The 15367-nt window shown below is 62.7% G+C and carries 13 protein-coding genes; 8 read left to right on the forward strand and 5 right to left on the reverse strand.

Annotated features, from left to right (window positions below; translation table 11 throughout):
* A complete protein-coding gene (gene pdxR, locus PQR02_RS21360; protein WP_408235378.1) occupies nucleotides 1-1548 on the reverse strand; it encodes a MocR-like pyridoxine biosynthesis transcription factor PdxR in 1548 nt (515 codons plus the stop codon).
* Nucleotides 1549-1735: 187 nt separating this feature from the next.
* On the opposite strand from pdxR, the gene PQR02_RS21365 reads away from it, so the two are divergent.
* The 8 genes from PQR02_RS21365 to PQR02_RS21400 all read left to right on the forward strand — a co-directional run bounded on the left by PQR02_RS21365 (nucleotide 1736) and on the right by PQR02_RS21400 (nucleotide 10178).
* Nucleotides 1736-2833, forward strand: coding sequence for an ABC transporter ATP-binding protein (locus PQR02_RS21365; RefSeq protein WP_408235381.1), 1098 nt, complete (start codon nucleotides 1736-1738; stop codon nucleotides 2831-2833).
* 108 nt (nucleotides 2834-2941) lie between these two features.
* Nucleotides 2942-3991 carry an ABC transporter substrate-binding protein gene (locus PQR02_RS21370; RefSeq protein ID WP_408235384.1) on the forward strand — a complete coding sequence of 350 codons (1050 nt, stop codon included), beginning with the start codon at nucleotides 2942-2944 and terminating at the stop codon, nucleotides 3989-3991.
* A gap of 258 nt (nucleotides 3992-4249) precedes the next feature.
* Complete coding sequence (locus PQR02_RS21375) at nucleotides 4250-5518, forward strand: ABC transporter permease (protein ID WP_408235423.1); 1269 nt, start codon at nucleotides 4250-4252, stop codon at nucleotides 5516-5518.
* A 15-nt stretch (nucleotides 5519-5533) separates the two neighbouring features.
* Nucleotides 5534-6373 carry an ABC transporter permease gene (locus PQR02_RS21380; RefSeq protein WP_408235387.1) on the forward strand — a complete coding sequence of 280 codons (840 nt, stop codon included), beginning with the start codon at nucleotides 5534-5536 and terminating at the stop codon, nucleotides 6371-6373.
* A gap of 166 nt (nucleotides 6374-6539) precedes the next feature.
* Nucleotides 6540-7619, forward strand: coding sequence for an OmpA family protein (locus PQR02_RS21385; protein ID WP_408235390.1), 1080 nt, complete (start codon nucleotides 6540-6542; stop codon nucleotides 7617-7619).
* Between the two features lie 95 nt (nucleotides 7620-7714).
* On the forward strand, nucleotides 7715-8350 hold the full coding sequence (locus PQR02_RS21390) for a response regulator (protein WP_408235393.1): 636 nt from the start codon (nucleotides 7715-7717) through the stop codon (nucleotides 8348-8350).
* A gap of 11 nt (nucleotides 8351-8361) precedes the next feature.
* A complete protein-coding gene (locus tag PQR02_RS21395) occupies nucleotides 8362-9273 on the forward strand; it encodes a hypothetical protein (RefSeq protein ID WP_408235396.1) in 912 nt (303 codons plus the stop codon).
* On the forward strand, nucleotides 9270-10178 hold the full coding sequence (locus PQR02_RS21400) for a hypothetical protein (RefSeq protein WP_408235399.1): 909 nt from the start codon (nucleotides 9270-9272) through the stop codon (nucleotides 10176-10178). Before PQR02_RS21395 ends, PQR02_RS21400 begins: the two co-directional genes overlap by 4 nt.
* A gap of 105 nt (nucleotides 10179-10283) precedes the next feature.
* Here the strand turns inward: PQR02_RS21400 and acnA are convergent, their stop codons facing one another.
* The 4 genes from acnA to PQR02_RS21420 all read right to left on the reverse strand — a co-directional run.
* Nucleotides 10284-13001: an aconitate hydratase AcnA gene (gene acnA / locus PQR02_RS21405; RefSeq protein WP_408235402.1), complete on the reverse strand. Its 2718-nt coding sequence runs from the start codon at nucleotides 12999-13001 to the stop codon at nucleotides 10284-10286.
* A gap of 41 nt (nucleotides 13002-13042) precedes the next feature.
* Nucleotides 13043-14494: a bifunctional 2-methylcitrate dehydratase/aconitate hydratase gene (locus PQR02_RS21410; protein WP_408235405.1), complete on the reverse strand. Its 1452-nt coding sequence runs from the start codon at nucleotides 14492-14494 to the stop codon at nucleotides 13043-13045.
* Between the two features lie 25 nt (nucleotides 14495-14519).
* Entirely contained in the window at nucleotides 14520-15026 is a 507-nt protein-coding gene (locus tag PQR02_RS21415) for a hypothetical protein (RefSeq protein WP_408235408.1), read from the reverse strand.
* Between the two features lie 104 nt (nucleotides 15027-15130).
* Nucleotides 15131-15367: citrate/2-methylcitrate synthase (locus PQR02_RS21420; RefSeq protein ID WP_408235411.1), on the reverse strand; the 237-nt coding region annotated here is incomplete at its 5' end.

Consider the following 15367-nt stretch of genomic DNA (forward strand, 5'->3'; position numbering starts at 1 on the left):
TCAGGCCGCGCGCGTCGGTGCCTTCAGCGCGGTTTGCTCGATTACGCGCGCGAGCGTGTCGAACGCGGGACCGATCCTGTCGTTCGCCACGCACGCATAGCCGAGCAGCAGTCCGCGCCGCGGCGGCGGGTCGGTGCTGTAGTAGCTCGCGAGCGGCCGCACGATCACGCCGGCATCGTAAGCGGCGGCCGTCACCGCGCGATCGTTCGCGTAATCGGGCAGGCCGAGCACCAGATGCAGGCCGGCTTCGTCGCCCATCACCGGCAGTTCGCTGCCGAAGCGCGCGGTGATCGCGTCGATCAGAATCTGCCTGCGTTCTCCATAAAGCGCCCGCATGCGCCGAACGTGCGACGTGAGGTGCCCGTCCATGATGAAGTCCGTCATCACCGCCTGCTGCATCAGTTGCCCCTCGCGGTACAGCTCCGCGACGCCGGTGCGAAATGTATCCACCAGATGTTCCGGCGCGATCATGTAGCCGATCCGCAGTCCGGGAAACAGCATCTTGCCGAGGCTGCCCACGTAGATCACCTGGCCTGCGTCGTCGAGTCCCTGCAACGACGCAAGCGGACGGCTGCCGTAGCGGAACTCGCTGTCGTAGTCGTCCTCGATGATCCACACGTTATGCTGACGCGCATATTCGAGCAGCGTGCGGCGGCGCGCGAGGCTCATCACCATGCCGAGCGGATATTGATGCGACGGCGTGACGAGCGCCAGACGCGGCGGCTGTTGCAGATCCTGCTCGCGCGGATTCAGGCCTTCGTCGTCGACCGGCACCGGCACCAGCGTCACCCCCGACGATTGCAGCACGCTGCGCGCGCCCCAATAGCACGGCTCCTCGACCCACGCGCGATCGCCGACATCGGTCAACAGGCGCACCGCGAGGTCGATCGACTGATGGATGCCCGTGGTGATGATGATCTGGTCCGGCGTGCAATTCACCGAGCGCGCGACGCGCAGATAGTCCGACAACGCTCGCCGCAAGGGGCGGTAGCCGCCGCCGGGCGCGTAGGTGAGCAGATCGGGATTGGCTTCTTTCCACAGCCGCGCTTGCAGGCGGCTCCACGTGCGCGCCGGAAATTCGGCGACATCGGGTACGCCCGGCATGAACGCGCCCCACTGTTTGGCGGAGACGCCCGCCTGGTCGATCAGGCGTCGCCCGCGAGCGGACAGGTCGCCCAGGCCGCGTTTGGACGGCTTCGGGATTTCCCTGGTCACTTGGCCTCGCGCGTCGACACCGGTTACCGCCGGCTTCCTGCGCGCGTTCACCGCGGCGGTGTCCGGCCGCGTGTCGGCGACATACGTGCCGCTGCCGGTGTTCGACATCACGTAACCCTCGGCGGTCAACTGGTCGTAGACGTGCAGCACCGTATTGCGCGCAATGCCGAGGTCCGCGGCAAGCGTGCGTGAACTCGGCAGCTTGGTGCCCGGCGGCAGCTGGCCGGTCAGGATGGCCTGCTGCATCAGCCGCAACGTCTGCCGGTACAGCGGTTCGGCAGCGCTGCGGTCGAGTTGCGCGGCGAGCCAGTCCGACAAGATCACAGTGTCCAAGTGGTTCTATCCGGAATAATGAAATGGTTCCATATTGTAGAACCGTAACGGTCTATAGTGAGCCACGCAATGGATGCAATCCCGCTGTTTGGCAGCGGGGGCTTGCCGGCAGCAGCGATGATTTTGCATGGGACAGGAGTAAGTGCTAAAGCACTCCTGTCGACAGCTTTGCATGGGAGACGAGGGCATGAAAACCGATGACGTGATCGTCAGCTTTCGCGGCGTTCGCAAGACCTACGACGGCGAAACGCTGGTCGTCAAACAGCTCGATCTGGATATCTATCAAGGCGAATTCCTGACGCTGCTCGGACCGTCCGGCTCAGGCAAAACCACCTGTCTGATGATGCTGGCAGGCTTCGAATTTCCCACCGGCGGCGAAATCTGGCTCGACGGCACGCTGCTCAATACCGTGCCGCCGCACAAACGCAACATCGGCATGGTGTTTCAGAACTACGCGCTGTTCCCGCATCTGACGGTCGAGCAGAACGTCGCGTATCCGTTGACGGTGCGCAAGCTTTCGGCCGAAGAGCGCGCGCATCGCACCAGCAACGCGCTGAAAATGGTCCGCATGGAGAGCTTCGCGAAGCGCTATCCGGCGCAGCTATCCGGCGGCCAGCAACAGCGCATCGCGCTCGCGCGGGCACTGGTGTTCGAACCGAAGCTCGTGCTGATGGACGAGCCGCTCGGCGCGCTGGACAAACAGCTGCGCGAACACATGCAGTACGAACTTAAATCATTGCACGAGAAGCTCGGCGTCACGTTCGTGTACGTCACGCACGATCAGGGCGAGGCGCTCACCATGTCCGACCGCGTCGCCGTGTTCGATAAAGGCATCGTGCAGCAGCTTGATACCGTCGACCGGCTCTACGAATCGCCGTGCAACGAGTTCGTCGCGAACTTCATCGGTGATAGCAACAAGCTGCGCGGCACGATCGCGAATGTCGAAGGCGACTATTGCGAGATTCACCTGAGCGACGGCACGCGTTTGACGGGGCGCAATATCGGCGGCGCGCGGGCCGGCTCGCCCGCGATCGCCTGCATACGGCCCGAGCGCATGAAGCTCGCGACCGGTTCGGCGCGGCCCGGCGCCAACGCGCTCAGCGGCGAAGCGCGCGGGCTGATCTATTTCGGCGACCACGTGCGCATGCGCTGCGGTGTGCGGGAGCAGGACGAGTGCTTCGTCAAGGTGCCGCTCGGCACCGACGCGCTCAATACCTTCGCGCCCGGCGCGCCGGTCGCTCTGGAGTTTGCGCCGGAGCATCTGCGGGTGTTCGCGGGGGCATGAACGCGTCGAAACGCGTAGCGGTTCGACGCAGGCAGGGCAAGTCAGCAGCACATAACAAGTCGCACTGTACTCAGCTTGATGCACACCACCAAAGGAGAGCAACACACCATGAACAAGAACGGGAAATCGCGCTGCGCCATCGCTGTCGGTGCTGTCGCGCTCGCGCTGGGCGCCGCGCAGGTCAATGCAGCCGAACTGACGGTCGTCAACTTCGGCGGCGCGAATAGCGACGCGCAGAAGGCCGCGTTCAACCAGCCATTCGAGTCGCAAACCGGCAATAAGGTGACGGTCGTCGAATACAACGGCGAACAGGCCAAAGTCAAGGCGATGGTCGAAGCCAAGCATGTGAACTGGGATGTGGTGGAAGTCGAGTCGGGCGATCTCGGCCGTGGCTGCGATGAAGGGCTGTACGAGAAGCTCGACTGGTCGAAGATCGGCAAGAAGTCGGATCTGATTCCCGAGGCTCCGCAAACTTGTGGCGCCGGCTTCTTCGTGTGGTCGACGGCGCTCGCGTATAACGCCGACAAGCTGAAAACCGCGCCGAACGGCTGGGTCGATTTCTGGGACGTGAAGAAATTCCCCGGCAAGCGCGCGATGCGCAAGGGTGCGCGCTACAACCTCGAATTCGCGCTGATGGCCGATGGCGTGCCGCCAAAGGATGTCTACAAGGTGCTCGCCACCAAGGAAGGCCAGGACCGCGCGTTCAAGAAGCTCGACGAGCTGAAGCCGAACATCCAGTGGTGGGAAGCGGGCGCGCAGCCGCCGCAGTTTCTCGTCGCGGGCGACGTGGTGATGTCCACCGCGTATAACGGCCGGATCGACGCGGCGCGGCGGGAAGGGAAGAACCTCAAGGTGGTGTGGAACGGCAGCATCTACGACCTCGACTACTGGGCGATTCCGAAGGGCTCGCCGAACAAGGCGCTGGCTGAGAAGTACATCGCTTATTCGTTGTCGCCGAAGCCGCAGCAGGATTACGCGCATCACATCGCCTATGGTCCGGTGAATGAGGCGGCGATCAAGGCGCTCGATGCGAAGACGCTCGCGGATCTGCCGAATTCGCCGGCCAATGGTAAGAACGCGGTGCTGCAGAATCTGACGTTCTGGACCGATCATGGCGATGAACTGGAGCAGCGATTTTCGTCGTGGGCTTCGAAGTAAGTGGGTGGGGGTGCGGCTTTGTTGTTGGCGGGGCCGCGCTTTAGCGATGGAAGGCGACGCGCGCGCAGGTGGGACGATGGGCGTGCGCTTGTGATGCATGGGGCTGGAGAAAGCGGTGAATCGCTAACTCCGGTCGACAGCTTTGCATGGGACCGGAGTAGGCGCTAAAGCGCCAACTCCGGTCGACGGCTTTGCATGGGACCAGAGTAGGCGCTAAAGCGCCAACTCTGGTCGACAAAGGAGACAGGTGTGACCACGATGACGATCGCCGCCGATTCGACGTCTGATTCAACCGGCCGGCTCAAGCGCGAACTGAAGGCCGCGGAATCCAGAAAGCGCGCAATGGCGCTGCTGCTGATCGCACCGCTCGCGATTTTCCTGCTGCTGATCTTCGTCGTGCCGATCGGCGCGCTGCTGACCCGCGCCGCGCAGAATCCCGAAGTCGCCAACGCGTTGCCGCATACGCTCAGCGCATTGAGCGGCTGGGACCGCAAAACGCCGCCGCCGGATGCCGCGTTCGCCGCGCTCGCCACCGACCTCACCGCGGTCGCCGACAGCGACGGCTTGGGCGCGCTAGCGCGGCGTCTGAACGTGGAGATTCCAGGCTATCGCTCGCTGGTCGCGAAGTCCGCGCACGCAATGCCGTTCGTCGACGACAACAGCAAACCCCTGCAACTGACGCCCGCCCAGATGCGCGCGAAGTTCGTCGAAGTGGACGAACGCTGGAACGACATCGCGTACTGGCAGGCCATTGCGAAAAACGCCGGCACGTTTTCGCCGTTCTATCTGCTGGCTTCACTGGATCACAAGCAGGACGCGTTCGGCCGCATCATTCCGACCGATCCCGATCAGCAGATCTATCTGAAGGTGTTCAGCCGCACGTTCGTGATCGGCGCGGTCGTGACCTTGTTCACGCTGCTGCTCGGCTATCCGCTCGCGTACTGGATTTCGACACTGTCCGAGCGTCGCGCGAATCTGGTGATGATTCTCGTGCTGATTCCGTTCTGGACATCGATCCTCGTGCGCGTAGCCGCGTGGATCGTGATTCTGCAAAGCGAAGGCCTGGTGAACAAGGCGCTGATCGCGAGCGGCCTGCTGCACGATCCGCTTGCGCTACTGTTCAACCGCACCGGCGTGTACATTTCGATGACGCACATTCTGCTGCCGTTCATGATCCTGCCGCTGTATAGCGTGATGAAGTCGATTCCGCCCACCTATCAGCGCGCCGCGGTGTCGCTCGGCAGCCACCCGTTCGCCGCGTTCTGGCGCGTGTACGTGCCGCAAACCTATCCGGGCATCGGCGCGGGCGCGCTGCTGGTGTTCATTCTGGCAATCGGCTACTACATCACGCCCGCATTGCTCGGCGGCCCGAACGATCAAATGGTCAGCTACTACGTCGCGTACTTCACCAACGTCACGATCAACTGGGGCATGGCGTGCGCGCTCGGCGGCTTGCTGCTCGCCGCGACGCTCGTGCTGTACGTGATCTATGGACGCTTCACGCGTTCGTCATTGAGCCTCGGCTGACCGGAGCGCATTGCGATGAAACTTGCCAAGCCCTTGTTCGCACCGCATACGTCGCTGGTCGAGCGCGTATGGTATTTCGCGTTGCGCGCGCTCGTCGTGCTGACGCTGCTGTACTTGATCCTGCCCGTGCTGGCGATCGTGCCGCTGTCGTTTTCGTCGAGCACGTTTCTGGTGTATCCGATTCCGGGCTGGTCGCTGCGGTGGTATCAGAACCTGATCGCGTCCGACGAGTGGCGCATGGCCGCGAAGAACAGCTTCATCGTCGCGCCGTCGGCGACAGTGGTCGCGACCGTGCTCGGCACGCTGGCGGCGATCGGGTTGACGAAGGCCAACTTCCGCGGCAAAGGCCTGCTGATGGCCATCCTGATCTCGCCGATGATCGTGCCGGTGGTGGTGGTCGGCGTCGGCATGTATCTGTTCTTCGCGCCGCTGGGGCTGGCCAATACCTACATTGGCCTGATCCTTGCGCATGCGTCGCTCGGCGTGCCGTTCGTCGTGACGACGGTGGCCGCCACGTTGCAGGGTTTCAACTACAACCTGGTGCGCGCGAGCCTGTCGCTAGGCGCGAATCCGGTCAAGACGTTTTTCCGCATCACGTTGCCGGTGATCGCGCCGGGCGTGATTTCGGGCGCGCTGTTCGCGTTCGCGACTTCATTCGACGAAGTGGTCGTGACGCTGTTCCTCGCGGGCGCGGATCAAACCACGCTGCCGCGGCAAATGTTTACCGGCATCCGCGAGAACATTAGCCCGACCATCGCCGCGCTGGCCACGATCCTGATCATCTTCTCGACCTCTCTATTGCTCGCGCTCGAATGGCTGCGCGGACGCAATGCGGCACGGGCAGTCAGAGTTTGAGCAGAGTCGGAGTGGGGTTCAGGCGGGGATGACAGCCGATGCCCGTCCCGCGTCCTGATAGGCAAACACGCTGACGCGATTCTAAGAATGGTCCCATTCCCCACGGGTTCGCCGGTCTGCATACTCTGAGCCTTCTTTAGAAAGATGCGCTCGGAGCACCCAGTCCATGAAATTCCAGCTAACGGTGCTTGCGTGCGCGTTGGCCTTAGTCGGTTGCGCGGACCATGCCGCGCGTGAGCGGCTCGGCATTGAAGATGCGAGCGTGCTGAAAACCGGCATCGGCGCCCTGCAAAACGAGGCGGCGGGCGCGGTCAATCCGCAATGGATCAACACCTACGCGTCGATCCAGGGCAGCCGCGCCACGCTGAACTCGTTGCAGGCGCAGCTCGATCAAACGCCGGGTGAGCAAGCCGACTACTTCCACGCGAAGGCCCAATGCTGGATCAATGCCGCTAGTCAGGCGCGCGACGCGCACGACGACTGGGGCTTCGTCGAAGAAGCGATCGGCCAGGCGGCCTACATCACGATGAACCTCGCGCGCGGCACGTCCCTCTCCGCAGTCAATCCCGCACTACGCACCGTGTCGATGGTGCGCCCGGATCTGTGGCAGATCATCAACACGATCAAGGCCGACTCCGCGGTGCTCCGCTGTCCGCCGGCGCAAGCGCCGCTCGCGTGCGCCGAAGTCGGGCTGATGCAAGCCGGGCATGACGCGTGGATACGCAGCTTTTCCAGCGCCGAGAAGCGTTTGCCGGAAGTGCGGGAGAGCTTGCGCAAGTCGGCGCAGGCCGCTCTGCAATGTAAAGAGGCGCAGCAGAGCGCGTCGTCCGAGGCAACGCCAGCACCGCAAGCAATTACGCTGGGAGGCGATTCCCTGTTCCGCTTCGACGGCGCCGACACTGTTGCGATACTGCCCGGCGGCAAACAGCGGCTCGATGCATTGGCAGTCGATCTAAAGAAGCAGCCCGCCACACGCACGCTAAAGATCACCGGCTACACCGATCGCCTCGGCGACGACGCCTACAACCTGCGTCTGTCGTCGTCGCGGGCACGGACCGTCGAGCAGTATCTGCGAACCCGTGGCGTGACATTACCGATCATTGCGCAGGGTCGAGGCAGTGCGAACCAGCGGGTCGACTGTCGCCAGGCGAAGCGCGACGCGTTAATACGGTGCCTTGCGCCGAACCGCCGGGTGGTCATCGAGCTGGCAGACGAAGCCTCGTTGGACCGCTCTGCCGACAATTAAAACGAGCCGGCGCGCCGCGAGGCTCGACGCAACTTCAAACCGCGCGATGACAAGAACCAATGCGGCGGGGAATGGTTTCAAGGGGGAGGCACGACATGTCAACTATTCTGGTTATAGACGACCACCCGGCATTCCGGATGGTCATCAAGATGCAGCTCATGCAATTGCTGGGTGTCGAGGAAGTCATCGAGGCCGACAACGGACAGACCGCCGTCGAAATGGCCCGGCAACACATGCCGATCCTGGCAATACTGGATCTCGACATTCCGCGCATCAGCGGACTCGACGTGATTCCACGGCTCAAGCTCGTGCATCCGTCGATCCGCGTGCTGGTGCTGTCGGGGCACGACCCCGCCACGTTCGCGCCGCGCGCGATGCGCTCCGGCGTCCACGGCTTTGTCGGCAAGTCGCAGGAAATGAAGGAGATCATGCGGGGTGTGGAGGCGGTGCTCGCGGGCTATACCGTGTTCCCGGTGACGGCCACCGGCGGCATGGTGCCCACGGTCAACGCGGCGGCAGATGAAGAGGAGCGGGTGAGGCTGCTGTCCGACAAGGAACTGGTGATCCTGCAGATGCTCTCGAAAGGCATGTCGAACAAGGCGATCGGCGACGCGCTGTTCGTGAGCGACAAGACGGTGAGCACCTACAAAAGCCGTATTCAGGAAAAGCTCGGTCTTTCGTCTTTGGCGGCGCTGATCGAGTTTGCTTCGCTGCATAAGTTGATCGATTGATTTTGCGGGCTATGAACGATATGGGCCTGCTGGGTTCCTCTGCGGTGGCAAGCCGTCGTGCGGCGCGCGTCGTCGACAGTCTTTCTCATCCTCATATTCACCGCGCGTGGCAGGCTGCAATCCGTTCGGCGACATTGTCGGGTTGGCTCTTTGCGTTCGCATTGCTGTGGACGTTTTCAACACGCGCCAACGCGGCGCCGTCAATTGGCCGCACGTCGCAAGTCGTGCTCGCCGATGGTTCGCGTCATGCAGCGGCGTCGGCCGCGCACGTTATGTCGACCAACCTCGAGCAGACGGTCCGTGACGCCGGGTCGCTAACCAGCGCCGGTTTTGATGCGGCGTCTGCGTCTGCTTCGAATGGCAATGGACCCGTCGTCGTTGACGAGTCGGGACAGCGCGCGAAGGGTGTGGCAATCGCACGGCAGCCTTGGTTATGGGCGCTATCGATAGCAGTGGTCGTCGCGTTGATCACATGCCTGTTGCGAGCAGCGCTACGGCGAGCGACTGGACAACGCGAAGCGATCGCGAACGAGCGGGCTTGCCGCTGCGAATCGACAGAAGCCACCAACCCCAACGACCCCGAACCCTTCGAACAAAGTTACCTGGACGCACTATCCGAAGAAGGCATCGACCTTCCCGTCTTCCTGACCGGCTGGCGACGTGCGATGGACGACGACCTATACGCGTTGGCTAGCGCATTGCATTGCCAGCGTGATCCCACCCATGTGCGCGGCCTGCTGCACCGATTGAGCGGCGCGGTCGGGCTTGTCGGCGCGCGCGGTTTGATGGAGGCATTGCGCCGCGCGAGTGTCTCGCCCCTGGACCATGACACCGGCTTGATCGAGGCGTTGATCGACCGCGCCAGGAACCTGGTCGAGCAACTCGAACCAACGCCTGTCGCACATCGGAACACCCAGCCATGAATCGACCGCAGGCCTTGATTCAAGGCAATCTGGCGCTGCCGAACTCGCGGTTGCTGCGTGGTTTGCCGCCGCCTTACGGCGTGTACCGCTGGCCGCCGCGAAACGCGGCGCAACGTCGGCCGCAACCGGCGGCAGTCACCGCGGCGCATCAGATGATCCGGGAGGTTGCGCGGCGCAACTCGCCCCAGGCGCGTCGCATTCCGTTTGCGCCGGGACAAAAGCCCCGCTTCTTCTACAAGCTGCCGAAGCCACGCGACAATTCCTCCTGTTTCGATGCGCAAATGGACGAATCCAGGCGCTACCTCGCGATGGGAATGACGCGCTGGTATTCGTCCCGTGGGGATCGAATGCTGGCGGGAATGATCTTTTTGATCTGCGGCATTGCGCTCGCATGGTTGTTGACGACCACGACCACGGCGACGCGTAACGCCGATAAGACGGCCACGATGTCGATCGCGCAGTCGCAAGCGTCGCCCGGAGCGGCGCGGCCGTCCGTTGAAGTCGCGCAGTCCGCGCTCCGAAGCGAGTCCAAACCGTCGCTGCAAGCGCTGCTTTCGGCCAAGCCTCACGCCAACAACAAATCGACATTCACGCGTCCAGTCGAATCGCAGTTCGACGAACATCGCACAGCAGCCCACACGATTCGCCCCGTCCTACGTTCTGTCACCTCCACGCAACCCGAATGGCCCCCGCGCTCATCCCCTGACGACACCGACGGCGACGCCATCGCCCAGGCCGCACGGCTCGACTGGACCATCGGGCAGCAGCACCACCGCGCGAGCATCGCCTCGCGGGCAAACACAGGCGCGCCCGCACCAAGCGACACCGACTGGAACAGCCACATGACGCAGCGCCGAATCACCGACAACCCGTCCGCCTTTGCCGCGCCCAGCGTTCAAAACTGAGCGGCAAAAAAAAGCCCGACCAAAGGTCGGGCTTCAAAATCGGCTGCGCCCTCCACAGGACGCAGCCCCTGCAAAACAGCCAAGCCGTTTGCTGTACCGCCGAGCTTAAGCAGCCAGCAGCGAACGCAGCACGAACGGCAGAATCCCGCCGTGCTTGTAGTAGTCGACTTCGATCGGCGTGTCGATACGCAGCAGCACTTGCACGCGCTTCTCGCTGCCGTCCTTGCTGCGAATCACCAGCGTCACTTCCTGTTGCGGCTTGAAGTCCTCGCCCAGGCCTTCGATGTCGTACGTTTCTTCGCCGGTGATGCCGAGCGACTGCACGCTATCCGAGCCCTTGAACTGCAGCGGCAGAACGCCCATGCCGACCAGGTTCGAACGGTGGATCCGCTCGAAGCTGCGTGCGACCACGGCCTTCACGCCCAGCAGTTGCGTGCCCTTCGCAGCCCAGTCACGCGACGAGCCCGTGCCGTACTCTTCGCCCGCGAACACGACGGTCGGCGTGCCGGCGTCGATGTACTTCATCGCTGCGTCATAGATCGACAGCTGTTCGCCGCTCGGCTGGTGAATCGTCAGGCCGCCTTCGACGCGCGAGCCGTCTGCCTTCGCCGGGATCATCAGGTTCTTGATCCGGACGTTCGCGAACGTGCCGCGCATCATCACGTCGTGGTTGCCGCGACGCGAGCCGTAGCTGTTGAAGTCGGCCTTCTGCACGCCGTTTTCCTTCAGCCACTTGCCTGCCGGCGAGTCTTCCTTGATCGAGCCTGCCGGGCTGATGTGGTCGGTCGTGACCGAGTCACCGAAGATGCCCAGTGCGCGCGCGTTCTTGACCGGTGCGATGCTGTCGGCCGGCGTCATCGAGAAGTCTTTGCCGAAGAACGGCGGCTCGGCGATGTAGGTCGACTTCGGCCAGTCGTAGACCTGGCCTTCTTCGCCTTCGATCTTGCTCCACAGGTCACCCTTCTTGGTGAGCTGCGCGTAGTTCTTGCGGAACGCTTCCGCGTCCAGCGCGAACTTGAGCAGCTCATTGACTTCTTCGCTGGTCGGCCAGATGTCGCCCAGGTAGATGTCCTTGCCGCCCTTGCCCTTGCCGACCGGTTCCGTCATCAGGTCGCGCGTGATGTTGCCGGCGATCGCGTAAGCGACGACGAGCGGCGGCGAGGCCAGGAAGTTCGCGCGGATGTTCGGGTGAATACGCGCTTCGAAGTTACGGTTGCCCGACAGCACCGCTGCCGCGACGATGTCGTTCTTCGTGATCGCTTCGTTCAGTTCCGGCGTCAGGTCGCCCGCGTTGCCGATACAGGTCGTGCAACCGTAAGCGGCCAGCGTGAAGCCGAGCTTGTCGAGGTACTTCAGCAGGTCGGTCTTGGTCAGGTATTCGGTGACGATCCGCGATCCCGGAGCCAGCGAAGTCTTGATGTGCGGAGCCACCGTCAGGCCCGCTTCGACAGCCTTCTTCGCCAGCAGGCCGGCGGCCAGCAGCACGCTCGGGTTCGACGTGTTCGTGCACGACGTGATCGCGGCGATCAGGATGTCGCCGTTCTTCACGTCGACGCCGTTGCTCGTCGTGTATTGCGCGTCCAGATCGGCCGCCTTCTTCGCAAAGCCGTTTTCCGCGACCGGCTTCGAGAACAGGTCGCTGAAGGTCGACTTCACATTGCCGATTTCGATACGGTCTTGCGGACGCTTCGGACCGGCCAGCGACGGAGCGACCGTGCCCAGATCGAGCGTGACGACCTTCGTGTAGTCGATGTCGCCTTCCTTCGGAACGCCGAACAGTTCCTGCGCCTTGAAGTAGTTCTGGAACGCCGAGATTTCCGCGTCGGTGCGGCCCGTGCCCTTGAAGTAGTCGATGGTCTTTTCGTCGACCGGGAAGAAGCCCATCGTTGCGCCGTATTCCGGCGCCATGTTGCCGATCGTTGCGCGGTCCGGCAGCGACAGCGAGCGCGTGCCTTCGCCGAAGAACTCGACGAACTTGCCGACGACCTTTTCCTTGCGCAGCAGTTCGGTGATGGTCAGCACCAGGTCGGTGGCCGTCACGCCTTCGCGCAGCTTGCCCTTCAGGTTCACGCCGACCACGTCCGGCGTCAGGAAGTACACCGGCTGGCCGAGCATGCCGGCTTCGGCCTCGATGCCGCCGACGCCCCAGCCCACCACGCCGATGCCGTTGATCATCGTGGTATGGCTGTCGGTGCCGACCAGCGTGTCCGGGTAGTACACCGTGTCCGCGCCATCAGCCTTCTTGTGCACGCCGCGTGCGAGATATTCCAGGTTCACCTGGTGAACGATGCCGACGCCCGGCGGCACGACCTTGAACGTGTCGAATGCCTGCATGCCCCACTTCATGAACTGGTAGCGCTCGTTGTTGCGCTGGAATTCCAGTTTCATGTTCAGGTCGAGCGCGTTCTTTTCACGGAAGTGATCGATCTGCACCGAGTGATCGACGACCAGATCGACCGGGACCAGCGGCTCGATGGACTTCGGGTTCTTGCCCGCGCGCTGCGCGACACCGCGCATCGCGGCGATGTCGGCGAGCAGCGGCACGCCGGTGAAGTCCTGCAGCACGACGCGCGCCACGACGAACGGAATCTCGTCGACGCGGGCGGCGGTCGGCTTCCAGTTCGCCAGTTGCGTGATGTGTTCTTCTGCGACCTTCTTGCCGTCATAGTTGCGCAGCACCGATTCCAGCACGAGACGGATCGAAACCGGCAGGCGGTCGATCTTGATGTTCAGTGCCTTGCCGAGTTGCGGCAGGGAGTAGAACTTGCCTTTGCCGGAACCGCTGTCGAATTCCTTGAGCGTTTTGTGGAGGTTGTGGGCCATGGTCTTTTCCTTGGTTTGATCGCGGAACTACAGTACTTGAACTAGATGACGTACAGATCGACGTATTCATTGACCGGCATGGCTTCGAGCCTTGCCTGATCGAGCGACACGTCGAGAATCGCCAGTTGTTGCTTGACCGGAAAGCGCCGCGCGAGGTTGGTCCTGAACTTCTCCACCAGTAACGGAATCCCTTCCTCGCGACGGCGCTTGTGACCGATCGGGTATTCGACTACGACTTCATCGAACTTGGATCCATCGTTGAACTCGATCGTCAGTGCATTGGCGATCGAACGCTTCTCCGGATCGTGGTAATCCTTCGTGAACTGCGCGTCTTCGACACATTCCATCTTCGCGCGCAACACATCGATGCGCGCGTCCTGCGCAATCGAATCTTCGTAATCCGCAGCCGTCAGGCGGCCGTGGATCAGCGGCACGGCGATCATGTACTGGATGCAATGATCGCGGTCGGCTGGATTGTTCAGCGGGCCTTTCTTGTCGATGATGCGGATCGCGGCTTCGTGGGTGCGGATCGTGATCTTGCGGATGTCGTCCACATGCTTGCCCGCCGCGTTCAATTGCGCGTGCAGCGCGATCGCGGCTTCGACCGCGGTTTGGGCGTGGAATTCGGCCGGAAACGAGATCTTGAACAGCACGTTCTCCATCACGTACGAGCCGTACGGACGCTGAAATCTGAACGCGTTGCCCTTGAACAGCACGTCGTAGAAGCCCCACGTCTTCGCGCTCAGCACCGACGGATAGCCCATCTCGCCGGTCTTCGAAATCAGCGCGAGGCGCACGGCGCGCGAGGTCGCATCGCCCGCGGCCCACGATTTGCGCGAACCGGTGTTCGGCGCGTGGCGATACGTGCGCAGCGCGTGCCCGTCGACGAACGCCTGGGACACCGCATTGATCAGTTCGTCGCGCGTGAGGCCGATCAGCTGCCCAGCGACGGCCGTGGACGCTAGCTTGACCAGCAATACGTGATCGAGCCCGACCTTGTTGAAGGAGTTTTCGAGCGCGATACAGCCTTGAATTTCGTGCGCCTTGATCATTGCGATCAGCACGTCTTTCATCATCAGCGGCGCTTTGCCCGCTGCGATGGCACTGCGCGAGAGCCAGTCGGCTGTCGCGAGAATGGCGCCGAGGTTATCCGACGGATGACCCCATTCGGCGGCGAGCCACGTGTCGTTGAAGTCGAGCCAGCGGATCATAGCGCCGATGTTGAAGGCGGCCTGAACCGGGTCCAGCTGGAACGACGTACCCGGCACCTTCGCGCCGTTGGGGACGATCGTGCCCGGCACGATCGGTCCCATCAGCTTGGTGCAGGCCGGGTAGGTGAGCGCCTCGAGTCCACAGCCGAGCGTATCGATCAGGCAGTGACGCGCGGTTTCCAGCGCGAGCGTGCTGTCGATCTGAAAATCCAGAACGTAGTCGACAATATCGACGAGGACGGAGTCCGGGTCGGGTCGCACGTTGGAAATCGGAGCGGACATCGGAGGGCCTTCCTGATGGCGGTGATCAGTTGCTGACCTTGTTGATCGCGTTCGATTGCGTCGGAGCCGGCGCGCCTTGCTCCATGGCTACCGTCTTGCATTCGTCGGCCAGACGCGAGCTGTCCTTGTCCTGGAACAGCATGGCCTTGGTCGGGATCACGACGAGATCCATGCCGGTTGCGGCGTCGTGGAAACGGTCCGCGCCCGTGGTGGTCGCTTCGCGCGGCAGACTGTAGTTTTTGTTCGCCCAGTGAACCGTGACGATCTGGTCACGCTTCATGTCGCCTTTCATTTCGAAAGCGAGACCGTCCTTGCACGACCACTTTTCCGCGCCTTCCGGCATCGGATCGACCTTTGCTTCCTTGGCCGGATTTTCCTTGCGCTTGACCAGGCGGCGCGGCTGCGGGCGTTTCGCGACGGCCTTGGCAGCGGGCGTCGTGGTGGTCGCCGGTTGTGCGACGGCGTCGGTCGAAACGGACAGCATCGTCGTGGACAGGGCGCCAATCACGGCAGCGATCATCAGCTTTTTCATGGAGAAAACCTTTCTATCTAATTTCTGTTACACATTGCGCGGGCTACCGGTCCTGGCGACCGCGCGGGTTGAACTGCACGCGCTCAGAAAGCGCACAGCGACCGCTATTTTCTCCTATTTAGCGGCAGGTACTTCAAATTCTCAGGTCCGGTGTAATTCGCGCTCGGCCGGATGATCTTGTTGTCGATGCGCTGCTCGATGATGTGCGCGCTCCAGCCGGCCGTGCGCGCGATCACGAACAGCGGCGTGAACATCGCTGTGGGCACGCCCATCATGTGATACGACACCGCGCTGAACCAGTCCAGATTCGCGAACATCTTCTTCGCTTCCCACATCACCGA

It is taken from the genome of Paraburkholderia sediminicola (assembly GCF_046026895.1).
In the GTDB taxonomy this organism is placed as follows: domain Bacteria; phylum Pseudomonadota; class Gammaproteobacteria; order Burkholderiales; family Burkholderiaceae; genus Paraburkholderia; species Paraburkholderia sediminicola_C.

Coding starts and splice junctions, on each gene's coding strand:
- PQR02_RS21365 (WP_408235381.1), top strand. CDS start 1,736: ATGAAAACCGATGACGTGATCGTCAGCTTTCGCGGCGTTCGCAAGACC.
- PQR02_RS21370 (WP_408235384.1), top strand. CDS start 2,942: ATGAACAAGAACGGGAAATCGCGCTGCGCCATCGCTGTCGGTGCTGTC.
- PQR02_RS21375 (WP_408235423.1), top strand. CDS start 4,250: ATGACGATCGCCGCCGATTCGACGTCTGATTCAACCGGCCGGCTCAAG.
- PQR02_RS21380 (WP_408235387.1), top strand. CDS start 5,534: ATGAAACTTGCCAAGCCCTTGTTCGCACCGCATACGTCGCTGGTCGAG.
- PQR02_RS21385 (WP_408235390.1), top strand. CDS start 6,540: ATGAAATTCCAGCTAACGGTGCTTGCGTGCGCGTTGGCCTTAGTCGGT.
- PQR02_RS21390 (WP_408235393.1), top strand. CDS start 7,715: ATGTCAACTATTCTGGTTATAGACGACCACCCGGCATTCCGGATGGTC.
- PQR02_RS21395 (WP_408235396.1), top strand. CDS start 8,362: ATGAACGATATGGGCCTGCTGGGTTCCTCTGCGGTGGCAAGCCGTCGT.
- PQR02_RS21400 (WP_408235399.1), top strand. CDS start 9,270: ATGAATCGACCGCAGGCCTTGATTCAAGGCAATCTGGCGCTGCCGAAC.
- acnA (WP_408235402.1), bottom strand. CDS start 13,001: ATGGCCCACAACCTCCACAAAACGCTCAAGGAATTCGACAGCGGTTCC.
- PQR02_RS21410 (WP_408235405.1), bottom strand. CDS start 14,494: ATGTCCGCTCCGATTTCCAACGTGCGACCCGACCCGGACTCCGTCCTC.
- PQR02_RS21415 (WP_408235408.1), bottom strand. CDS start 15,026: ATGAAAAAGCTGATGATCGCTGCCGTGATTGGCGCCCTGTCCACGACG.